Source organism: Phreatobacter aquiterrae (assembly GCF_053471285.1).
The window spans coordinates 140,116-161,975 of record NZ_JBJPHW010000011.1 but is presented as its reverse complement, the minus strand read 5'-3'; the positions used below and the strand labels follow the sequence as shown (position 1 = coordinate 161,975).

22 protein-coding genes and 1 pseudogene are annotated in these 21,860 nt (G+C 67.8%); 9 read left to right on the top strand and 14 right to left on the bottom strand.

Annotation, left to right across the window (positions count from 1 at the left end; translation table 11 throughout):
• Position 1 precedes the first annotated feature (1 nt).
• From ACJ4V0_RS17135 to ACJ4V0_RS17105, 7 genes and pseudogenes are all read right to left on the bottom strand, one after another.
• Positions 2-1,405, bottom strand: a complete 1,404-nt coding sequence (locus ACJ4V0_RS17135) for an NAD(P)(+) transhydrogenase (Re/Si-specific) subunit beta (protein ID WP_448300809.1) — start codon at positions 1,403-1,405, stop codon at positions 2-4.
• Between the two features lie 4 nt (positions 1,406-1,409).
• Positions 1,410-1,892, bottom strand: coding sequence for a proton-translocating transhydrogenase family protein (locus ACJ4V0_RS17130; protein ID WP_448300808.1), 483 nt, complete (start codon positions 1,890-1,892; stop codon positions 1,410-1,412).
• 15 nt (positions 1,893-1,907) lie between these two features.
• Positions 1,908-3,119: a Re/Si-specific NAD(P)(+) transhydrogenase subunit alpha gene (locus ACJ4V0_RS17125; protein WP_448300807.1), complete on the bottom strand. Its 1,212-nt coding sequence runs from the start codon at positions 3,117-3,119 to the stop codon at positions 1,908-1,910.
• Between the two features lie 118 nt (positions 3,120-3,237).
• Positions 3,238-3,369, bottom strand: a pseudogene (locus tag ACJ4V0_RS17120) (aa3-type cytochrome c oxidase subunit IV); the annotation flags it as partial.
• 93 nt (positions 3,370-3,462) lie between these two features.
• The gene (locus tag ACJ4V0_RS17115; protein WP_448300806.1) at positions 3,463-4,080 is read right to left on the bottom strand and encodes a DUF1036 domain-containing protein; all 618 of its coding nucleotides are present in this window, start codon (positions 4,078-4,080) and stop codon (positions 3,463-3,465) included.
• A 109-nt stretch (positions 4,081-4,189) separates the two neighbouring features.
• Complete coding sequence (locus ACJ4V0_RS17110; protein WP_448300805.1) at positions 4,190-5,050, bottom strand: lytic transglycosylase domain-containing protein; 861 nt, start codon at positions 5,048-5,050, stop codon at positions 4,190-4,192.
• A gap of 26 nt (positions 5,051-5,076) precedes the next feature.
• Positions 5,077-5,976 (bottom strand): DMT family transporter, encoded by a 900-nt coding sequence (locus ACJ4V0_RS17105; RefSeq protein ID WP_448300804.1) that lies wholly within the window; start codon positions 5,974-5,976, stop codon positions 5,077-5,079.
• A gap of 126 nt (positions 5,977-6,102) precedes the next feature.
• Between ACJ4V0_RS17105 and ACJ4V0_RS17100 the strand changes: the two genes are divergently transcribed.
• Entirely contained in the window at positions 6,103-6,348 is a 246-nt protein-coding gene (locus ACJ4V0_RS17100) for a DUF2312 domain-containing protein (protein ID WP_448300803.1), read from the top strand.
• 22 nt (positions 6,349-6,370) lie between these two features.
• On the opposite strand, the gene ACJ4V0_RS17095 is transcribed toward ACJ4V0_RS17100, so the two are convergent.
• From ACJ4V0_RS17095 to ACJ4V0_RS17070, 6 genes are all read right to left on the bottom strand, one after another.
• Positions 6,371-7,243 carry a DMT family transporter gene (locus ACJ4V0_RS17095; RefSeq protein ID WP_448300802.1) on the bottom strand — a complete coding sequence of 291 codons (873 nt, stop codon included), beginning with the start codon at positions 7,241-7,243 and terminating at the stop codon, positions 6,371-6,373.
• Between the two features lie 153 nt (positions 7,244-7,396).
• On the bottom strand, positions 7,397-9,211 hold the full coding sequence (locus ACJ4V0_RS17090; protein WP_448300801.1) for a peptidoglycan L,D-endopeptidase MepK: 1,815 nt from the start codon (positions 9,209-9,211) through the stop codon (positions 7,397-7,399).
• Positions 9,212-9,427: 216 nt separating this feature from the next.
• Positions 9,428-11,077 carry a L,D-transpeptidase family protein gene (locus tag ACJ4V0_RS17085; RefSeq protein WP_448300800.1) on the bottom strand — a complete coding sequence of 550 codons (1,650 nt, stop codon included), beginning with the start codon at positions 11,075-11,077 and terminating at the stop codon, positions 9,428-9,430.
• Between the two features lie 137 nt (positions 11,078-11,214).
• Positions 11,215-12,639, bottom strand: a complete 1,425-nt coding sequence (locus ACJ4V0_RS17080) for a sigma-54-dependent transcriptional regulator (protein WP_448300824.1) — start codon at positions 12,637-12,639, stop codon at positions 11,215-11,217.
• Between the two features lie 169 nt (positions 12,640-12,808).
• Positions 12,809-13,825, bottom strand: a complete 1,017-nt coding sequence (locus tag ACJ4V0_RS17075) for a glycosyltransferase family 4 protein (RefSeq protein WP_448300799.1) — start codon at positions 13,823-13,825, stop codon at positions 12,809-12,811.
• 16 nt (positions 13,826-13,841) lie between these two features.
• Positions 13,842-14,669 carry a UDP-2,3-diacylglucosamine diphosphatase gene (locus ACJ4V0_RS17070; RefSeq protein ID WP_448300798.1) on the bottom strand — a complete coding sequence of 276 codons (828 nt, stop codon included), beginning with the start codon at positions 14,667-14,669 and terminating at the stop codon, positions 13,842-13,844.
• A gap of 199 nt (positions 14,670-14,868) precedes the next feature.
• Between ACJ4V0_RS17070 and ACJ4V0_RS17065 the strand changes: the two genes are divergently transcribed.
• From ACJ4V0_RS17065 to ACJ4V0_RS17035, 7 genes are all read left to right on the top strand, one after another.
• A complete protein-coding gene (locus tag ACJ4V0_RS17065) occupies positions 14,869-15,549 on the top strand; it encodes a class I SAM-dependent methyltransferase (RefSeq protein WP_448300797.1) in 681 nt (226 codons plus the stop codon).
• A gap of 126 nt (positions 15,550-15,675) precedes the next feature.
• Positions 15,676-17,517 (top strand): M3 family oligoendopeptidase, encoded by a 1,842-nt coding sequence (locus tag ACJ4V0_RS17060; RefSeq protein WP_448300796.1) that lies wholly within the window; start codon positions 15,676-15,678, stop codon positions 17,515-17,517.
• The gene (locus ACJ4V0_RS17055; protein WP_448300795.1) at positions 17,517-17,927 is read left to right on the top strand and encodes an ester cyclase; all 411 of its coding nucleotides are present in this window, start codon (positions 17,517-17,519) and stop codon (positions 17,925-17,927) included. Before ACJ4V0_RS17060 ends, ACJ4V0_RS17055 begins: the two co-directional genes overlap by 1 nt.
• A gap of 63 nt (positions 17,928-17,990) precedes the next feature.
• Positions 17,991-18,251, top strand: coding sequence for an AbrB/MazE/SpoVT family DNA-binding domain-containing protein (locus ACJ4V0_RS17050; RefSeq protein ID WP_448300794.1), 261 nt, complete (start codon positions 17,991-17,993; stop codon positions 18,249-18,251).
• Positions 18,248-18,634 (top strand): type II toxin-antitoxin system death-on-curing family toxin, encoded by a 387-nt coding sequence (locus ACJ4V0_RS17045; protein ID WP_448300793.1) that lies wholly within the window; start codon positions 18,248-18,250, stop codon positions 18,632-18,634. Before ACJ4V0_RS17050 ends, ACJ4V0_RS17045 begins: the two co-directional genes overlap by 4 nt.
• 64 nt (positions 18,635-18,698) lie before the next feature.
• Positions 18,699-20,063: an ABC1 kinase family protein gene (locus ACJ4V0_RS17040; RefSeq protein ID WP_448300792.1), complete on the top strand. Its 1,365-nt coding sequence runs from the start codon at positions 18,699-18,701 to the stop codon at positions 20,061-20,063.
• A 10-nt stretch (positions 20,064-20,073) separates the two neighbouring features.
• Positions 20,074-20,448 (top strand): DUF4031 domain-containing protein, encoded by a 375-nt coding sequence (locus tag ACJ4V0_RS17035; RefSeq protein WP_448300791.1) that lies wholly within the window; start codon positions 20,074-20,076, stop codon positions 20,446-20,448.
• Here the strand turns inward: ACJ4V0_RS17035 and ACJ4V0_RS17030 are convergent.
• A complete protein-coding gene (locus tag ACJ4V0_RS17030; protein WP_448300790.1) occupies positions 20,343-21,002 on the bottom strand; it encodes a TetR/AcrR family transcriptional regulator in 660 nt (219 codons plus the stop codon). The genes ACJ4V0_RS17035 and ACJ4V0_RS17030 overlap by 106 nt on opposite strands.
• Before the next feature lie 103 nt (positions 21,003-21,105).
• Between ACJ4V0_RS17030 and ACJ4V0_RS17025 the strand changes: the two genes are divergently transcribed.
• A complete protein-coding gene (locus tag ACJ4V0_RS17025) occupies positions 21,106-21,801 on the top strand; it encodes a DAPG hydrolase family protein (RefSeq protein ID WP_448300789.1) in 696 nt (231 codons plus the stop codon).
• Positions 21,802-21,860: the final 59 nt, after the last annotated feature.

The following is a 21,860-nucleotide window of genomic DNA, read 5'->3' as shown; positions in this document are numbered from 1 at the left end:
ATCAATGCCCCAGCGCCTTGACGATGTTCTCGACCATCTTCTTGGCATCGGCGAGCAGCATCATCGTGTTGTCGCGATAGAACACGTCGTTGTCGATGCCGGCATAGCCGACGCCGCCCATGCCGCGCTTGACGAACAGGATGTTGGCCGCCTTCTCGACGTCGAGAACCGGCATGCCGTAGATCGGCGAGGTCTTGTCGGTCTTGGCGGCCGGGTTGGTCACGTCGTTTGCACCGATGACGAAGGCGACGTCGGCCTGCGCGAACTCCGAGTTGATATCCTCGAGCTCGAAGACCTCGTCATAGGGCACGTTGGCTTCGGCCAGTAGCACGTTCATGTGGCCGGGCATGCGGCCGGCGACCGGATGGATGGCGTATTTCACCTCGACGCCCTCCTTCTTGAGGAGGTCGGCCATCTCGCGCAGGGCATGCTGGGCCTGCGCCACCGCCATGCCGTAGCCGGGCACGATGATAACCTTCTGGGCGTTCTTCATGATGTAGGCGGCGTCCTCCGCCGACCCGGCCTTGTAGGGCCTCGCCTCACCCGAGCCGCCCGCCGCCGCATCCTCGCCGCCGAAGCCGCCGAGGATCACGGAGATGAACGAGCGGTTCATCGCCTTGCACATGATGTAGGACAGGATCGCGCCAGACGAGCCGACCAGCGCACCGGTGATGATCAGCGCCGTGTTGCCGAGCGTGAAGCCGATGCCCGCCGCCGCCCAGCCCGAATAGGAGTTGAGCATCGACACGACGACCGGCATGTCGGCGCCGCCGATCGGGATGATCAGCGTCACGCCGACGACGAAGGAGAGGATCACGATCAGCCAGAAGGCGAGCGTGCTCTCCGTGCGCATGAAGACGATCATCAGCACGAGGATGGCGGCGGCGATGCCGATATTGAGGAGATGGCGTTGCGGCAGCAGGATCGGCTTGCCGCTCATCCGCCCGTCGAGCTTCAGGAAGGCGATGACGGAGCCGGTGAAGGTGATGGCGCCGATCGCGGCGCCGAGGCCCATCTCGAACAGGGAGAGGCCCTTGATCGTGCCGCGCGCGCCGATGTCGAAGGCCGTCGGCGCGTAGAGCGCGGCGGCCGCGACGAAGACGGCGGCGAGGCCGACGCCGGAGTGGAAGGCCGCAACGAGCTGCGGCATGGAGGTCATCGGCACCCGGCGGGCGACGACCGCACCGATCCCGCCGCCGATGCCGAGGCCGGCGAGGACGAGGATCCAGGCGCCGATGCCGGCGGGCCGCGCATAGGCCAGCGTCGTCAGGATGGCGATGGTCATGCCGACCATGCCGAACAGGTTGCCCTGCCGCGACGACGACGGGCTCGACAGCCCGCGAAGGCTGAGGATGAAGAGGATGCCGGAGACCAGATAGAGGAGGGCTGCGAGGTTCGCCGACATCGGTTCAGCCCTTGCTCGTCGCGGGCTTGTCCTTCGCCTTGTACATCGCAAGCATGCGCTGTGTGACGAGGAAGCCGCCGAAGATGTTGATCGCCGCGAGGACGAGCGCGATGAAGCCGAAGATGCGGGCGAAAACCGTGCCCGAGTCCATCACCTGGACGCTGACCGCGAGAAGCGCCCCCACCACGATGACCGAGGAGATGGCGTTGGTCACCGACATCAGCGGCGTATGCAGGGCGGGCGTCACCGACCAGACCACGTAGTAGCCGACGAAGACGGCGAGCGCGAAGATCGTGAGGCGGAAGACGGTCGGGTCGATGGCCCCGCCGGAGGCCGCATGGGCCGCGGCGCCCGCCACCGTGCCGATCTGGTCGGCGACGGCAGTGGCCTGTTCAGCGGCGAGCCGCGCCTGTTCAGCGGCGATGCGGGCCGCCTCGGCGGCGGCGCGGGCCCGTTCGAGAGCCTGATCTGGCGTGAGCGTCGTCATTCGGTTCCCCTTGGATCAGGCCTTGGTGGACTTCTTCGGCGCAGCCTTCGGCTTGGCGGCGGCTGCATCGTCCGTCGCCGGGTCAGCGGCGGGGGGTGGCGGAGCGTTCTGGAAGCTCGGATGGACGACGGCGCCGTCCCGGGTCAGCAGCGTCGCCTTCACAAGTTCGTCGTCCCACGGCACGACAAGGGCCTTCGTTGCCTTGTCGATCATGATCTCGAGGAAGGCGAAGAGGTTCTTGGCGTAGAGCGAGGAGGACGTGGCGGCGAGGCGACCCGGCACGTTGGCGTGGCCGACGATCTTCGCGCCGTTGGCGGTGACGACTGTCTCGCCGATCTTCGCCCCTTCCACGTTGCCGCCGCGCTCGACGGCAAGGTCGATCAGCACAGAGCCGGGCTTCATCGAGGCCACCATCGCCGCCGTGACGAGGCGCGGCGCAGCGCGCCCGGGGATCAGCGCGGTAGTGATGACGATATCCTGCTTGGCGATGTGCTCGGCGACAAGGGCCGCCTGCTTGGCCTGGTACTCGGCCGACATCGGCTTGGCGTAACCCGCCGCCGTCTCCGCCTGCTTGAACTCGTCGTCCATCACGGCGACGAACTTGGCGCCGAGGCTCTCGACCTGCTCCTTGGCGGCGGGGCGCACGTCGGTGGCGGTCACGACCGCGCCGAGGCGCCGCGCCGTGGCGATGGCCTGCAGGCCGGCGACGCCGGCGCCCATGACGAAGATTCTGGCGGCGGGAACCGTGCCGGCCGCGGTCATCATCATCGGCAGCGCGCGGCCGAAATCGCCGGCGGCATCGATCACCGCGCGATAGCCTGCAAGGTTCGCCTGGCTGGAGAGCACGTCCATGACCTGGGCGCGCGTGATGCGCGGCATCAGCTCCATGGCGAAGGCGGAGACGCCGGCCTTCGCCATCTCGGCGAGGGCAGCCTCGTTGCCATAGGGGTCCATGGTGGCCAGCACCACGGCACCCGGCTTGTAGGACGCCAGTTCGGCCACGCTCGGTCGGCGCACCTTGAGCACCACATCGGCGCCCTTGACCGCATCGGCGGTGACGGTGGCTCCCGCCGCCTCGAAGTCGGCATCGAGAATGCCGGAGGCGAGGCCCGCGCCGGGTTCGACGACCAGATCGCCTCCCAGCGCCGACAGGCGCTTCACCGTGTCAGGCGTGCCGGCGACGCGCGGTTCGCCCGCCTCCGTCTCCCTGGGAATCGCGATCCGCATAGAATGCTCCTCCGGTCCGCCCTTGTGCCGGGCCGCTCCGAGGGGCGTCTTGGTCGTGTCAGGTCGCGCCCGCTGCCCCCCGATAGCGGGTGCGCATCACCCGTCAGAGCAGGAAGATCGCCATCAGGATCATGAGGACGACGAGGGAGATGGTGCCCCACTTGGCCAGCCCGACGAAGAACGCATAGGTGCGCTCGTGCTCGGCGTAGTCCATCGGTGCGGTCCCGTCGACACGCGGTTCGGACGCCATGGTTCAACTCCTGAAAGCCAGACCGATCTGTCTGATTGGGGTAGCGCATGGGACAATGTCTTGCAACGCACCCGGGTGGCTAATTTCGCCGCATCACCGCGGGGCCGTGAAGGCGGGCACGCCCCCCTGAACGCCCCCTGCCCCGCCACCACTACCGGCCGGTGCCGTGGGCAGCGGGGTACTCCGCTGTCCGGAGGATGCGGGCGTCGGATCGGGGCGCCGCTGCGGCCCTGGCGGAGGCACGGGCGCCGCCATCGGCGGGGCGGGTTGGGCCGGGCGCTGGCCCTCGTCGGTGAGCTGAACGGTCCACTGTCGCTGGTCCTGGGTATCGACCTCGAAGAAGCCGAGGCGGTCATAGCCGCGCGCCAGACACTGCTCGATGCCGCGGATCGTGAACTCCCTGTCGCGGGAGCACATGAAGGCGCGGCCGGACCACTCACCGCCCTGATCGTAGTCGACGGCGTAGAGGTAGTAGTAGCGCGCCACCAGAGGGCCCCTGAGGATCGTCTCGCAGGAGCGGGCCGACACGTTCCACCAGCCCTCGGTGGTCCATCCATCGCCGTCCTTGTAGCCAATCGCGACGCCCACGCGGCTTGCCGTGGTGTTGCAGAGCCGCAGATCGGCGCTGGCGGGCGTGGTCGAGGACAGCCAGACGAGGCCCGCGATCAGGCCGAGCGCAACGGATAGTCCGCGGGGGAAGTAGCGATTCATCAGCACTTTGTCATCCAGCTCTTTGGCTTTTCCTTGATGTGCGCAGGGCTGTCAACGAAGGGCGGCGGCAGCCTTTGAGCTGCAGGCGAGGCCGGCCGACGGGATAGGGTCAGTTCCGCAGCACGATGCAGGCGCCACCGGCATTGCGGATTCGGTCGCAGAGCTCGCCCGCCGCACGGCGAGAACCGGCAGGTACGCGGATCCGGTAGAAGATGGCCCTGCCCCGGCTCCTGAGGCGAGATCCCAGGATGAGGGGCTGCACGTCTCCGAGGATGCCTGCAAGACCGCGCCGTGCCCGGGCGTAGCTTGCAAGCGCGACGGCGCGCGAGAAATTGCCCGAAAGCTGCACCCCCCAGGGCGCGAAGGGACCCTCGACATTCGCCAGCAGTTCGCCAGGCCGGCGCAGCAGGGCCGTCACCATCAGGCAGGCGTGGGGCGGCTGGTCGCGCATCAGGCCCGGCGGCGCCGGCTTGTCGCGATCCGAAGCCCAGTCCTCGGCCGTGCGGCTGGTGATCTGGAAGACATAGTTCTGCGTCTCCAGCGGAAGTCCGCCGCGCCCGGCGAGAAACGCCTGTACGCGACCCGGGCCGCCATTGTAGGCGGCAGCGGCCAGCCCGAGATTGCCGAACTGCCGGCGCAGGTCGGCGAGCAGGGCAGATGAAGCTGCGATCGCCTGTTCCGGATCGAAGGGATCGGCAAGCCCGCGTTCCTGCGCCGTACCGGGCATGAACTGCGCCACGCCCTGGGCCCCGGCCCGGCTGACCGCGCGGATACGGAAGCGGCTCTCCGCCCAGATGAGACGGGTGAAGAAATGGACCGGCAGATCATGGCGTCGCGCGCTCGTCTCGATCATCCGGCACAGCGCCTGTTCCAGCGTCTCGACGGTTGCAGGCTCGCTGGCCTCAGCGGGGCGTTCGGCCAAGGCCATCAGGGCAAGAGCGGCGACAACGGCGGCGAGGGCCTGGCGCATCGGCATCCTGTCCTGGCCCCTGTGCCTCATCCCGGCAACTCCGCAACCGGCCGGCGCGGGCGCGCCACCCAGATGCCCAGCATGATCGCCGCCCCGCCCGCGACCTGCGTCAGGCTCAGGGCCTCGCCGAGCGCGATCCAGGCGAAAAGCGCCGCGATCACGGCTTCGAGGAAGATGACGAGGGAGGAAAACACCGTCGGCAGCGTGCCAAGCGCCACCGACAGGAGCCCCTGACCTGCCGCGTGCGTCAGCATGCCGAGCGCGATGACCGCGAGCCAGCCCTGAAGGCTCTGTGGCAGGATGCGGGGTTCCAGAAGCAGGGCGACGCTGAACAGCACCGCAGCGGTCACGGCCGTCGATTGCAGGGTCAGCCGCGCCGCCCCGTGGGTCAAGCGACCGATCCGGATGGCGTGAAAATAGAGCCCGAAGAAGACGCCCGTCGCGGCTCCGTAGGCGTCGCCGAGGAGGCGCGTGCGATCCACCTGCAGACTGTCGCCGACCAGAGCGGCGCCCCCGGCGATGCACAGGGCAAGGCCGGCGAGCGTCCACAGGGAAATGGTGTCGCGGAACCACAGCCAGGCGACCAGGATAACCCAGACGGGGGCCGTCGTCGCCAGGAAGGTCGAGTTGGCGATGGACGTGTTGAGGATCGACAGGTGCCAGAAGAACAGGTCGCCGGCGAAGAAGACGCCGGCGAGAATCCCCGGCAAGGCGAGGCCGGGTCGCTGCGTCCGGCCGCGATCCTCGAACCGCATCCAGACATAGAGCACCGGCAGCGCCAAGAGCGCCCGCCAGAAGGCCGAGGCGAAGGGGCCGACATCGGCCAGCCGGACGAAGACCGGCGAGACCCCGAGCGCCGTCGCACCGGCGAGAAGGGCGAGAAAGGCGGCGGCCTGGGAGGGAGGTGCGGGAGGGCGGGTTGTCATGGCATGGGTTCGCCCGCCGATGCATAGGGGTCACGGCCCCTGTGGACAAGCGCCGCGCCGCTTGACCCCGCCGCCCGAATTCGCGAACCAGTGCGGCTTCCTCCGCCCCGCCCCTTGGAGCCTCACATGGTCGATACCCAGAGCGTCGCAGCCGATCAGCTGAAGTCCATCATCGAGCGCATCGAGCGCCTCGAGGAGGAGAAGAAGGCGCTGTCGGACGACATCAAGGACGTCTACGGCGAGGCCAAGGCCAACGGCTTCGACACCAAGGTGCTTCGCAAGATCGTCTCGCTCCGGAAACAGGATCGTGACGAGCGCATGGAGCAGGAAGCGATCCTCGAACTCTACCTGCAGGCGCTCGGCATGGCGTGAGGAATCCGGTCCCGCGGCGCCTTCAGGACGGCGCGGGACGCGCGGTGAACAGGGTGACGCCGGCGGCCGCGAGGACGGCGGCGAAACCGACATAGTCGAGAACCGCCGGGCGCTCGCCGACGATGGTCATGGCGCCGATCACGCCCACCACCGGAATCGCGAGCGTCGTCAGCGACGCCGCGGCGACAGACACCCGGGCCAGCAGCGTGAACCACAGAACATAGGCAAGCGCCGTGGCGCCGATCACGTGGAAGACGATGGCGATCCACGCCTCTGTCGACAGCGACGTCGGCATGACCTCCCCGCTCGCCACATAGCCGACCGCGGCCACCGCGGACGCCAGCAGCAGCTGATAGCCCGTCATCACCATCCGGTCGCCGTCCATCGGATGCGACTTCTGATAGACGCTGCCGGCCGCCCAGCTCACCGCGGCGATCATCGGAAACAGGAGGCCGAGCGGCGAGAGGCCGCCGGTCGCCAGCGGCAGGGCAAGGATACCGATGCCGGTCATGCCGATGGCGAGCGCCATCCATTTGGCGCGGTCCGGACGTTCGCCGAGAAAGAGATAGGCCAGCAGGATTGCCCAGAGCGGCGTCGTAAAGGTGAGGATCGCCGCCCGCGACGTCGTCGTGTTGAGCTGCGCGAAGACCGTGGCGAGGTTGAAGGCCGCGATATTGAAGATGCCGGCAATGGCCAGCGGCACCCACGAGGGCCGGCTGATCGCGAGCGAGCGCCCGCGCATGGCCGCAAAGGCCAGCAGCAACAGGGCGCCGGCGCCGAGGCCGGTCATGCGCAAAGCGAAGGGCGGAACCTCCGACAGCGCGATCTTCACGGCAGGCCAGTTGAGGCCCCACAGGATCGCCAGGGCGGCGGGAATGAAACGGGTCAGGTCCATCGTGTCCCGGCATGACCGGAGCGGGCTTGGCCGGACCGGAATCGAGGAAGATCACCAGCCTTCAGCGAGACCGGGCGGGGACGATGCGATGAATGCAGGGTGGTTCGCCATGGCCGGCGGCGCAGGTCAGGCGCGCGCCGCGGGCCGTTCAGCTCAACGCGACAGCCAGGCGCCGCGCTGGCGGGCGGGTGGCGCGCTGAACTCGATCGTGCGCAGCGAGGCGACGGCCTGCCCGGAGAACTGCTGCGCCGCCGCCAGATCAGGCGGCGTCGCCGAGAAGCTCATCGCCACCACCTGAACGGGCTGCTGGATCAGCCGCTGCTCGTGCGGGTTCGGCGCCTGCAGTACGACGGCAACCGGGCGCTCCGCTGCCGGCCGAGCGGCGGCAGTGCGCGTCGCTCCCGCATTCGGCGCAACCATCGGTGCGCCGGCCGGACGGGCGGCGCGGGTCGCGGGACGCGGGGCCTGCGCCGCCTGTTGCGGCGAAGGACCGGAGCGCAACGCCTGCGCAGGGCGCGGCTGCGGACCCTGGAGCGACGTGGCGCCCGGAAGGGTGACGGGCTGCGACGGAGAGGCGAAGGCAAGCGCGATGGCGGGTGCGGCCTCGGCCGGGCGTCCCCGCTGGTCGCCGGTGGCGATCAGGGGCGGTACTGCCGGGGCCGGCGTCGATCCACCGAGAACCTGGGGGCGCGCCGGCGGCATCGGCGCCTGTGCGATGACCGTGGGACCGGCATCAGCGAGGACGGTCGGCCGGGCAGTGTCCGCCGGGCGCTGTCCTTCGGCCGGGCCGGCGGAGGCGACAGCTGTCGGCGCCTCGCCCGGAACGGTCGGACGGGCGGGGGGCAACGGCGCGGCCATCAGCCGTTCAACCGCGTCCTCATCCTCGTTGCCACGAAGACGGGTTGCGGCCGGCGGAGCGCGCACCGGGAGCGGCGCAGACGCGATGAGCATGCGCGGCGGATTGTTGGTGACGATCTGCACCGGGCGGCCAGGCGTCTGGGCGTTGATCGAGGTCGGAACAGGCTGGCCGGCCACTGCCGGAGCCGGAGTTGCCGCAGGCTCCGGTGCGCGGGCAGCAACCACAGGGGCTGCCGGAGCCGGCTGCGGTGCGGCTGCACGCGCCGGCTGGCGCTGACCACCACCGAGCAGGCCGGCGAAGAGACCCATGGAACTGCTCCGCTGACGGATCACCCCACCGCGGTCGCTGTCGTCCTCGAAGGTTGCCCCTTCGTCGGCGCGGGAATCATAGAAGCGCGACGCGGTTCCGCCGCGTGAGCGCACCATGGTGAGCGCCGTGTCGAACCCGGCCAGCGGCCGACCGTCAGCCGGGATATGGACGGTGCGGCCATCCGGGAAGAGGCGGGCGAGATAGTCGCGCGAAACCTTGGGCCAGTGCCGGACCGAACCGGTATCCATGTGGACGAACTGGTTGGCCGAGCCCGGATAAAAGCCGACGCCGCCGCGCTGCAGCATCATGCCGGCCTCGCGGACCCGCGTCATCGAGGCTCCGGGGATGTAGAAATCCATCGCCTGGCCGGTGATGTGGCGCGACTGCTGGGCGACGGCGCGGGAGCGGCGGCGCAGCATGGCATTGGTGCCCGCCGAACGGAAGGCGGAGACGACGTGGATCTGCGACTGCGCGCCGACCGAGCGGTACACTTCCCAGACGACGTCGAAGAGGTGCGGATCCATCCGCGTCGGCTCGTCGCGACGCCAGTCGCGCAGGAACCAGTTGAGCTTGTTCAGCGCGTCCTGGTCGTAGCGGCCGTTGCGCTTGAAGGTGATGAGGACCTGCTCGCCGGTGTGCTTGTGCAGCATCGACAGGGTGCGGGTATCGCCGTTCGCGACGACGGTCTGCGTGCCATTGCTGATCGCGATGAGAAAGCCGAATCCGAGAGCGACGGTGGCGGTGGTGCGCAGGGCGATGCGCGAAACCTGGCCAGGCACTGTGCGGTGGGCTGAGGACACTATGGCGAGGCTCTTTTGTCGAACGAAGGATGGTTCGTCGCCGACGAGAGCCGGCTCATGGTGAACGTATCATCGTCAGGATCAGTTAAAGAACCCTGAGTCCCGTCAACGGATCGACAACCATGACCCGCTCACGGATGCGTGACCGGTAGGCAGCAATCATGGCGAAATCATGCCGCAACCGGTTGCGCGATGGTGGTCGAGGTTAACGCAAGTCTAACCGCCGATGCCGGTCAGAGCTGCGCGAACCCGGGCATTGTGGCCATAGATGTCGGGCAGTTCAACCAGCGACCCGTCCGAATCCACCGTCATCGTGAAATAGACGAGATGGATCGGGATTGCCTGGCGGAAGCGGACCGACCGCTCCCCCGCGCCATAGAGGCTGCGCATGCGCGAGGCCGTCCAGTTCTCGCCCGGCAGGGCGATTCCCAGGAGCAGCTCGGCCAGTTCCTCCGGATTCTGGACACGCACGCAGCCATTCGACAGCGCGCGGTTGGACTGGGCGAAATAGCTGCGCGACGGCGTGTCGTGCAGATAGACAGAGTGCCGGTTGGGGAACATGAACTTCATCCGTCCCAGCGCATTGGCCGAACCCGGCGGTTGGCGGAACGAGTAGCGCCCGACATTGGCGGCCGCCCAGTTGATCGTGGAGGCATCCACGACCCGGCCGCCCTGCATCACCTGGATGCCGCGTCGGGCGAAATAGCCGCCGTTGCGGCTGGCCGCCCCCAGCATGGACCGCCGGACGATCGACAGCGGCACATGCCACGACGGGTTGAGGACAATGAAGCTCATCGCGTCGGAGAAGACGGGCGTCTGCGTCTCGGCCCGGCCCATGACGGCGCGCGTGCGGTGGATGACGTTGCCGGAGCGCACGACATTGACGTGGTAGTCGGGCGAGTTGACCCAGACATGGGTGTCACCGAGTTGGCGCGGCAGCCAGCGCCAGCGCTCGAGATTGGCGATGAGATCGCGCTCCCTGAGCGCATGGCGGCGTGTCGCCTCGGTGGTGGTCATCTCGCGCCGCTCGCCCCGCATCTCGACGAGCTTGGCGCGCAACTGCCGGAAACCGGCATGGGGAGGATTGAAGCCTTCGATGGCGGCGGCGACGTTCTCCGCCCGCGCGAGCGTCTCGAGCGCGGCGGTCGCATCGACTCGCGGCGGGGCGACGTCGAAATATCCCGACAGGCGCTTCGGGTCCGTTCGCCCGCCCGAAGCGTGCGAGGCATAGAGCGCGACGGCTCTGGCAAGGGCGAGCTCGAGCCGGGCGACACTTTCCGCCGTGCGGGGGCCCGCTGGCAGCGTGATGCGGTAGGTCGTGGGATCGAGCCCATCCTCGCCCGCCTGGCCGAGACGGCTCAGCGCGGCCTGTCCGCGCGCACCGATGACACCGTCACTGACGAAGAGCGGCGCGTAGCCACGGCCCGCATAGAAGGGATTGAACTGCTGCTGCAGCGACCGGTCGCCGCCGGGCCTGGCGAGAAGGATGCGCAACTGCTGCGCCACGCGCTCGAACGTGATGGCCGGATCGGGCTGGCCGTCCTCGACGAGGCTCGGCGGATCGTCGGGAATCGCGGCGAAGTCGGCTTCGGTCGGCTGCGGAATGGCGGGAGCCTGGACCGTCTCAGGCGCCTCGTCATCGGCATTGGGCGCTTCGGCGAGGATGGGCGAGGCCGGAAAGGCTGCGAGGCCGAAGTCCTGCGGCGCCAGCGGGCCGACCCGGTCGAGCGGCGGCTTCGGGATGGCGAGATCGACCTCCCATCCTGCAAGGCCGGATGTCTCCGATGCGCCCGCCTGCGGGATCACCAGTCCGCCTGCCCCGATCAGGGCGCAAGCTAGGAGAGCCGACCGCAGGCGCATCTTCATTCCCCCCGACCCCTCGTGCGATTCCCGTCCCGGAACGCAGCGTGTCCAACGTGACATTTTTCGATCATGCACAGCGTCCCCGATCAAGCCACGAAGGCTTGAGCGGCGCCGAAAGCAGGGCTGGCGATGCGTCGCGGTCACACCTCCTCCGGCACGTCAACCGGCTCCTCAAGCCCCAGATCCTTGAGTTTGCGGTACAGGGTCGAACGGCCAATGCCGAGCCGGCGCGCCACCTGCGACATTTGCCCGCGATAGTGCTCGATGGCGAATTTCAGCGCGTCGGTTTCGATCTGCTCCATCGGCCGGACATGTCCCGCCTCGTCGACCAGCGCGATGGATGCGCCGGGTAAGATCATCGCGGACTGGTGCAGCATGGCCGGCTGGGTCGCCGGCGAGGCCATGACGGGAGCGGGCGCCAGGGGAACGACGACCTCGTAGCCGTCAACCTGCGCGGCGATCTGCGGGAAGTCGGCGACCGACAGTTCGTCGCCGTCGCACAGGACGACGGCGCGGAAGACGGCATTCTCCAACTGCCGGACGTTGCCGGGCCAGGGATAGGCGCCGAGCAGGCCGAACACGGCCGGCTGTACGCCGCGGATGCGCTTGCCCTCCTCCGCCGCGATGCGCGCGAGAAAATGCCGGACGAGATCGGGAATGTCCTCGGCGCGCTCGCGCAGCGGCGGCAGGGTCATCGGGAAGACGCAGAGGCGATAATAGAGGTCCTCGCGGAAGCGCCCCTCCTTCACCGCCTTGATCAGATCGCGGTTGGTGGCCGAGATGATTCGGTTGTCGACCTTCACCGCGCGCTTCGCGCCGACGGGATCGACCTCGCCCTCCTGGATGGCGCGCAGGAGCTTCACCTGCGTCTCCAGCGGCAGTTCGCCCACCTCGTCGAGGAACAGCGTGCCGCCATGGGCCTCGACGAACTTGCCGGTATGCTTGTCGGTCGCGCCGGTGAAGGCCCCCTTCTCGTGGCCGAAGAGGATGCTCTCCACGAGGTTCTGCGGGATGGCGCCGCAGTTCACCGCCACGAAGGGCTTGGCGCGCCGTTCGCCCGAGCCGGCGATGGCGCGCGCCAGCAGCTCCTTGCCGACGCCGCTCTCGCCCTCGATCATTACTGGAATCATCGAGCCGGCGGCCTTCTCGGCCATCTTCAGGAGCGGCTGCATCCGGGGCGAGCGGGTGACGATGTCCTTGAAGGTCAAGGTACCCTCGGCCTTGCGCTTCAGGCGCTGGACCTCGGCGACCAGCGCCTCGGTCTTCAGGGCGTTCTTGATCGATACGGCGAGTCGCTCGCCGCCGACCGGCTTGACGACGAAATCGCTCGCGCCCGCGCGCATGGCGTTGACGACGGTGTCGATCCCGCCCTGGCTGGTCTGGACGATGACCGGCTTGACGATGCCCTCCTCGCGCATGGCGGCGAGCACGCCCATGCCGTCGCGCTCGGGCATAACGAGGTCGAGGAGGACGAGATCGATTGAATCGCCGTCGGACGACAGGATCTGCAGGGCCTGCTCACCATTCTCGCACAGGCGCGGCTCGTAGCCGAACTTGCGCACCATGGCCTCCACCAGACGGCGCTGAACCGGATCGTCGTCGCAGATGAGGATGGTGGTCACGGCATGCACTCCCGAATGCGGATGTCTCGATTCGGGAGAGGGTGGTTGCCGCCGCTTAAGGCCCGGTTAACGGCCCTCTAACGGCGTGGCCACGAACGGATCAGACCCGCATTCAGGCTGCCCTTGCGGCAGCAGGAAATGGCGCCAGCGCGGCGGCGAACTGGCGCGCGGCCGCCTCCCAGGTACGGGTTTCCGCCAGCGCCCGGCATGCGCGGCGGTCGAGCAGGAGGGCCTTGCGGATCGCGGAGGGCAGATCCTCGTCGAGAACGCCGACGGCCGGATCGGTGATGACGTCGAGCGGGCCGGGCACCGGAAAGGCCGCCACCGGCACGCCGCAAGCCATGGCCTCCTGCATCACGTTGCCATAGGTATCGGTGCGGCTGGTGAAGACAAAGACGTCGGCGGAGGCATAGACTCCGGCCAGCGCCTCGCCGGTCCTGACGCCGAGGAAGACCGCTTCGGGAAACCGGCGTTCCAGGTCGGCGCGCTGCGGTCCGTCGCCGACGACGACCTTGGTGCCCGGCAGGTCGCAGGCGAGGAAGGCCTCGACGTTCTTCTCGACCGCCAGCCGGCCGACGCTGAGCATGAGCGGCCGGGGCCACTCCGCCACGAGCCCCTCGCGCGGCCGGAACAGTGCGGTATCGACGCCGCGCGTCCATACCGAGAGGTTGGCGAAGCCCCAGCTGGCGAGTTCGCTCCGCATCGTCTCCGTCGGCACCATGGTGCGGGCGGCTGGAGCGTGGAAGTGGCGCAGCCAGGCGTAGGTCAGCGCCTCCGGGATGGGGGCCCGGGCGCGCACATATTCGGGGTAGCGGGTATGGTAGCTGGTGGTGAAGGGAAGGCCGCGCGACAGCGCCCAGCGCCGCGCCGCATGGCCGATCGGGCCTTCGGTGGCGATGTGAAGGGCCTCGGGCCGCAGTACCTCCAGCCGGGCCGCGACCGCCGGCCCGGCGCCGATGGCGAGGCGGATGTCGGGGTAGGTCGGCAGCGGCCAGCTCGCCAGGCCCTCGGGCGTGACGAAATCGACGGCGATGCCCTGCCCGCCGAGAGCCCTCGCCGTCTCCTGCAGCGACCGGACGACACCGTTCACCTGCGGCGCCCAGGCGTCCGTGGCGATCGCTAGGCGCATGGTCCGTCCTCCCCGGTCAGGCCCTCACCGAAGGCCGTTCGGGGAGGCCGAGCGAGATCTCCATCGTCTCTTCCTCGACCGGCGCAAGCTCCGGCGCCGTCGCCTTCACCATCGTCCAGCGCAGGATCTCAAAGCGGCCATCGTGCCCCTCGACAAGGGCCGTGCAGCTTTCGACCCAATCGCCGCAGTTCATGTAGCGAATGCCGATCTGGTCCTTGATGACCGCATGATGGATATGGCCGCAGATGACCCCGTCAACCCTCTGCCGGCGCGCCTCGGAGGCGAGAGCCTCCTCGAAGGCTCCGATGAAGTTGACCGCCTTCTTCACCTTGAGCTTGGCCCAGGCCGAAAGCGACCAGTAGGTAAGGCCGAGCTTGCGGCGGACGACATTCACCCAGCGGTTGCAATAGAGCGCGGCGTCATAGGCCCAGTCGCCGAGATGGGCGAGCCAGCGGGCGTGCATCACCACCACGTCGAAGGCATCGCCGTGGATGACGAGGAAGCGCTTGCCGTCGGCGGCCTGGTGGACGATCTGGTCCATGACCTCGATGCCGCCGAAATGCGTGCCGAAATAGTCGCGCATGAACTCGTCGTGATTGCCGGGCAGGTAGATGATCTGGCTGCCCTTGCGCACCGTCCTGAGCAGCTTCTGCACGACGTCGTTGTGCGCCTGCGGCCAATGCCAGCCGCGCCTGAGCTGCCAGCCGTCGACGATGTCGCCGACCAGATAGATGATGTCGGCGTCGTTGTGCCTGAGGAAATCGATCAGGAGCGCGGCCTGGCATCCCCGCGCGCCCAGATGTACGTCCGAAATGAAAATGGCCCTGTGCCGCGTCTGCACCATCGTCCGGCTCCCGGCCGCTCTGCGATCATGCGGGCACCAACAGCAGATTCCCCTTGCGCTTTTGTGACAGCGAGCAGGTAAGGCCGCCGGCGTCCGCCGGCCCGTCGTTGAACTGTCGCAGCTCGCGGCTATCGGGTCCCGGATTGCGGCGGGCAGGCCCTGATTCCCGGAGCTCCCGCGACAGGAACGGGAGTTGGCCATGGCCGGAGACCTCGACCGAGAAACGATGGAGCGGGCCTACGCCCGCTGGGCGCCGATCTACGATGCCGTGTGCGGCCCCCTCTTCGAGAAGGGACGTCGCGCGGCGACCGCGGCGGCGAAGCAGGCCGGCAAGCGCATACTTGAGGTCGGCGTCGGCACCGGCCTGTCGTTCCAGGACTACGATCCCTCCTTCGATATCCACGGCATCGATCTCTCCGAGCCGATGATCGCCAAGGCGCGCGAACGCATGGCGAGCGGCGCCTTCCCGCATGTGAAGGACGTGCAGGTCATGGACGCCCACGACCTCGCCTATCCCGACGGGATGTTCGATGCTGTCGTGGCACAGTTCGTCATCACGCTGGTGGAGCGCCCCGAGCGCGTGCTGGACGAATGCGCCAGGGTCGTCCGCCCCGGCGGCGAGATCATCCTTGTGAACCACCTCTATTCGGAGCGCGGTCTCGCCGCCGCCATCGAGCGCTGGTTCTCAAAGCATGCCCATACTTTCGGCCTCAGGCCGGAATTTCCGTTCCAGCGGCTCGAAGCCTGGGCCGCAGCCCATGGCGGCGTCGCGGTGGTGGAACGGCGCCGGGTCGCGCTGCTCGGCGTCTACACCCTGGTGCGGTTCCGCAAGCACGTCGGGGCGGAAACCGCACCGATCCCCCTCGCGGCCACGGGCTGAGCGCGCCGGGCGTTGCTCACGGGCAACGCCTGCACCATGCCTGTCCGGATCGACGAAACGCCACGTTGATCCCGCCGACCCGATTGCCCATACCAGCCCCCTGGGTTCGATCGTCAGGAGGCTCCCATGCGCCGTTCAGTCAACGACGCCGGCTCGAAAAGCGCCGCGCGGGACAAGGCCGCCGAGGCGATCGGCGGCCTGCCGGAATGGGACCTGACGACCCTCTACAAGGGCATCGACGACCCGGCAGTGAGCGATGACCTCTACCGCGCCGAAACGGAGGCGCTGGCCTTCGACGCCGCCTACAAGGGCCGGCTCGACGCCATCGCCCGCAGCGCCAGCGCCGCGGCGGACCTCGCCGAGGCCGTCATCCGTTTCGAGAAGTTGGAAGACCTTCTCGGTCGCCTTGCCTCCTATGCAGGCCTTGTCTATGCCGGCGACACGACCGACGCGGCCCGCGTGAAATTCTATGGCGACATCCAGGAGAAGATCACCGCGATCTCCTCCCACCTCCTGTTCTTCACCCTCGAACTGAACCGCATCGACGACAGCCTGATCGACCAGGCGGTCACCCGCGCGCCCCTCGCCCGCTACCGGCCCTGGCTCGAGGACATCCGCAAGGACAAGCCGTTCCAGCTCGATGACCGCCTCGAACAGCTCTTCCACGAGAAGAACATGACCGGGCGCGCCGCCTGGAATCGCCTCTTCGACGAGACCATGGCGAGCCTGCGCTTCGAGATCGACGGCGAAAAGCTGCCACTCGAGCCGGCGCTGAACCTGTTGCAGGACACCGCGGAGGAGAACCGCCGCAAGGCCTCAGAGGCGCTCGCCGCAACCTTCAGGGAGAACCTGCGCACCTTCTCGCTCATCACCAACACGCTGGCGAAGGACAAGGAGATCTCGGACCGCTGGCGCGGCTTCGAGGACGTCGCCGATTCCCGTCATCTTGCCAACCGCGTCGAACGCGAGGTGGTGGATGCGCTGGTGGCGGCGGTGCGCGAATCCTATCCCGCCCTCTCGCACCGCTACTATCGCCTCAAGGCGCGCTGGTTCGGCAAGGAAACGCTGCCGCACTGGGACCGCAACGCCCCGCTGCCGAAGGTCGAGCAGCGCACGATCGCCTGGGCGGACGCGCGCGACACGGTGCTCTCCGCCTATGCCGGCTTCTCGCCGGACCTGTCCAACATCGCCCGCCGCTTTTTCGACGAGCGCTGGATTGATGCCCCCGTCAGGCCGGGCAAGGCTCCGGGCGCTTTCGCGCATCCCACCGTGCCCTCCGCGCACCCCTATGTGCTGCTCAACTACCAGGGCAAGCCGCGCGACGTGATGATCCTCGCACACGAACTCGGCCACGGCGTCCACCAGGTGCTCGCCGGACCCAACGGCGCGCTGATGGCGCCGACGCCGCTCACGCTCGCCGAGACGGCCTCGGTCTTCGGCGAGATGCTGACCTTCAAGTCGATCCTGCAGACGACGACCGACCCCGTCCAAAGGAAGGCGCTCATCGCCTCCAAGGTCGAGGACATGATCAACACGGTCGTGCGCCAGATCGCCTTCTATTCCTTCGAGCGGAAGATCCACACGGCGCGGCGCAACGGCGAACTGACCGCCGACGACATCTCCGCCGCCTGGATGAGCGTGCAGGCCGAGAGCCTCGGCCCCGCCATCGCGTTGAAGCCGGGCTACGAGACCTTCTGGGCCTACATCCCGCACTTCATTCACTCGCCCTTCTACGTCTATGCCTATGCCTTCGGCGACTGCCTGGTGAACTCGCTCTATGCGGTCTATGAGAAGGCCGATCCGGGCTTCGTCGATCGCTACATCGCCATGCTCTCGGCCGGCGGCACGAAGCACCACGCGGAGCTGCTGGCGCCCTTCGGGCTCGATGCCCGCGACCCCGTCTTCTGGCAGGGCGGCCTCGGCGTTATATCCCGGTTGATCGATGAGCTCGAGGCGATGGAAGGCTGATGTCGCACCAGATCGCCGTCGTCACGCGCTTCTACAAGGAGATGTGGGACCATGCCGACAAGAGCCTGATCCCCACCATCTTCCACCCGGACTTCACGTTCCGCGGCTCGCTCGGACCGGTGCTCGTCGGCCACGAGCAGTTCGCAGGCTATGTCGACTTCGTCACTGGCGCGCTCGGCGACTATACGAGCGACATTCTCGACCTCGTCGAGCAGGGCAACAAGGTGGCCGGCCGCCTGCGCTTCCACGGCCATCACCGCAAGGAAATGTTCGGCTTCGCGCCGACCGGCAAGCATGTCGCCTGGGCGGGCGCGCCGTTCTTCACCTTCGAGGGCGATTTCGTCCGCGACCTATGGGTGCTCGGCGACATCCACGGCCTCATCGAGCAGTTGAAGGCCAACGCCGGCTGAGAGCGCCGGGATGACGGTCCCTCCCCTTCGTGTTATACAAAACGTACAACACAGGAGGACGGCATGACCGACCAGACCCGGAAGGCGGAAGCGGAAGGCTTCGTGCTGCAAGTCCGCAAGATCGGCAATTCGATCGGCGTGATCCTGCCGAAGGAGCTCCTCGCCCGCACCAACCTGCAGGAGGGCGACAAGCTGCACGTGATCGAGCAGACGGAGCGAACGATCAAGCTGAGCCCCTATGATCCCAAGCATGCGAAGGCGATGGGCATCGCACGCAAGGCGTTTCGTGACTACGCCGACACGTTCAAGGCTCTCGCCAAGTGAACGAGCCCGTCTGGCTGGACGCGGAGATCATAGTCGACATCCACGCCGAGCAGTTGGCGCTGTTCGGCGGGCCGGAAGGTATCCGCGACCTCGGCATGCTTGAATCAGCGCTCGGCCGTCCGGTGAACAAGTTCAGCTATGGGGAGCAGGATTTCGCAGCCCTTGCAGCGGCCTATGCCTTCGGCATTGCTCGCAATCACCCGTTCGTGGACGGCAACAAGAGGGCTGCGTTCGCGGCGATCATCGTCTTTCTCGGCCTCAACGACATCGCCTTCGCCCCGCCTCCTGCGGAAGCGACCGCCATCATCCTGGCCCTCGCAGCGGGCGAGGTCGGCGAGGACGGCCTGACGCGCTGGATACGGGACAATTGGCCAAAGGCCTGAGCCCCTCGTAACCGCCGGCCTCCCGCACTATCTCCTCCTCACCGCCATCCGACCGGGAGACCCCATGCCGCCGCGCGACGACGAAGCCAACCGACTGACCGGCCGCCTGTCGCGCTATGCCCGCGTCGGCACCAATGTCGCCGGCGCCGCCGCCTCCATCGCCGCCTCGCGCCTGTTTGGCACCGCGCTCGACCGCGAGAAGAACGCTGCCGATCTGACCCGCGCCCTTGGCGGCCTCAAGGGGCCGATCATGAAGGTGGCGCAGCTCCTCGCCACCATTCCGGAAGTCCTGCCGCCCGAATATGCCGAGCAGCTCCAGACCCTTCAGTCCGAGGCGCCGCCCATGGGTCCGGCCTTCGTCAAGCGCCGGATGATGGCCGAACTCGGCGCCGACTGGGAACGCAAGTTCGCAAGTTTCGACAAGGTGCCGGCCGCCGCCGCCTCGCTCGGGCAGGTGCACCGCGCCACGGCGCATGACGGCATGGCCCTCGCCTGCAAGCTGCAATATCCGGACATGCAGTCGGCCGTGGAGGCCGACCTGTCGCAGCTCGAGATTCTCTTCGCAATCCAGCGCCGCATGGACAGCGCCATCGACACCCGCGAGATCATCAAGGAGATCGGCGACCGCGTCCGCGAGGAACTCGACTACCACCGCGAGGCCAAGCATGCTGCGCTGTACCAGAAGGTGCTCGCCGACGAGCCGCTGGTGCGCGTACCGACCGTGCGGCCGGAACTGTCCACCGGCCGCCTGCTGACCCTCTCCTGGCTCGACGGCACCAAAATGCTGAGCCATGTCGACAAGACGCTTGCGATCCGCAACCGGCTGGCCACCGCGATGTTCCGCGCCTGGTGGCATCCCTTCGCCGCCATTGGCGTCATCCACGGCGATCCCCACCTCGGCAACTACACGGTGTTCGAGGAGGGAGGCGAACCCGGCGGCATCAACCTCCTCGACTATGGCTGCGTCAGGATCTTTCCACCGCGCTTCATCGGCGCCGTCATCGACCTCTACAAGGGCCTGGAGGCGGGAGACGAGGCGCGTGTCGTCCACGCCTACGAGACCTGGGGGTTCAAGAACCTCAACCGCGACCTCATCGACATCCTCAACCTGTGGGCCCGTTTCATCTACGGCCCGCTGCTCGACGACCGCGTGCGCTCCATTGCCGACGGCGTCGCGCCCGGCCAGTACGGCCGGCGCGAGGCCTTCACCGTCCACAAGGCGCTGAAGGAAAAGGGGCCGGTGACCATTCCGCAGGAATTCGTTCTGATGGATCGCGCCGCCATCGGCCTCGGCGGCGTCTTCCTGCACCTCAAGGCCGAGTTGAACTTCTACCGAATGTTCAACGAGGAGATCGACCGCTTCAGCCTGCAAAGCGTCACCGCCCGCCAGCAGGCCGCGCTCGGCTCGGCCGGGCTGCTCGCTGCCTGAGGCACGCGCCGTGGCGGTCTATGTCGACGATGCGATCTGGGACTGGCAGGGACTGAAGTGGTGCCACATGCTCGCCGACACGGAGGACGAGCTCCACCGCTTCGCCCGGTCCATCGGCATGCACAGGCTGGTCTATCAGGGTCCGCCCAAGACCAGCGCGCCGCACTACGATCTCACCGGCTTCGAGCGCCGCCGCGCCATCGCCATGGGCGCCATTCCCTGCACCCGGCACGAGATCGTCGCCGTGTTCCGCCGGGTGAGGGTGGCGCGGTCGGCCAGTCAGCCTCTGCCGCAGGCCGCGCGGAACAGTGCCACGATGGCCTCGACATCGCCGCCGGTCGCCCAGTCGCGTTCCGGAGCCAGCACGAAGCGCGAAGCGAGATAGCCAAGATTGAGGCTGAAGAAGAGGCCTGCCAGCGCCTGGGGGCTGGAGGCCGAAGCGATCAGGCCGCGCTCCTGCATCGAGGCAATCTGCCGTTCCAGCGGCTCGAAGACCGCCGTCATCCAGCCCTCCGAATAGCGTCGGCGGAAGCCCTCGTCGCGCATCATTTCGCGGAACACGATCCGGTAGCCGTCGGGCGCACGCTCGGCCGACGCAATCCGCTCCTCAAGGAACTGACGGTGCCAGTCGCCAAACGTGTCCAGCGTAAAGGGGGCGGGGTCGAGAACCCGTGCGAACGAGGTCTGCCGGACAAACGCTCGCGATACCTCCTCCACCACGGCCCGGACCAGGCCGCCCTTGTCGCCGAAATGCTTGAACAGGGTGCGCTCGGTGGTCTTGGCCACCGACGCGATCTCGCGCGTCGTGGCCCCTTCCACCCCGCGCTCGGCAAAGAGGCGCGATGCCGCCGCAATGATGGCCGCCCGCTTCTCGGCAGAGGGCTTTCGACCCGGCGGCCCGCGTCGGCGCGCGGGCTCGCCGTTGTCCGTCACACTCATGATCACCTCATATGTAGTGCGCGTGCTTTACATATCGATCTGGCGGTGATAAATCAATCATATAGCAATCGCTTTACATATAACCCCTGATGTGGAGATGCCCATGTCCGCCGCCGCCGAATACGAGCTGCACCCCGAAGTGCCGCCCTTTCGCTTCCGGGGCCTGCCGGAGCCGCTGGTCCTGCCCTTTCCACTGAGGCCCCTGACCTCGGCTGATACGGCGGTCGAGACCCTGCCGGATGGACGCGTCCGCTACAGCATCCGCCACGACGTCTTGCGCGGCGTCACCCCGCGCATGCTGGCCTGGTGGTTCGCCAATCTAGAAGGTGACATCACCTTTGGCGGGCAATGCTACAACCGCTACCGGTTTTGGCACCCGCGCGATCACGTCCATATCAGCTATGCCAGCCGCCGGCCCGACGGCAGCGTTGGTCCCGGCGCGATCCTGCGGCTGATCGAGGTGCTCGGGCGGGATGAACGCTTCGTCGTGGATACCCGCAGCCACATCGAGCGGCTTGACGAGGGCGGCTATGTCCACAATCCCGAGTTTCATGGCAGGCCGGGCTTCGCCCGCATGGAATATCGGTTCGAGCGGGTGGCCGGTGGAACACTCTACGAGAACTGCCTGATCATTGGCGCGACCGGGTCGCTTCTGCGCCTCGCCACACCCCTGATCGCCAGGTTCGCCTTCACCCCCGAGAAGGGACAGGCCTGGCTCCGGCACAATGTCGAGGAGGTGGGTCAGTTTGAGCACTTCCTGCCGCACCTCTATCACGAGGAGACAGGCCGCCGGGAATGAACAATGCGTCGCCGCAGCGTTCTGCAGGTCACTGCGTCCCGCTCTCCTTGACAGCCGCG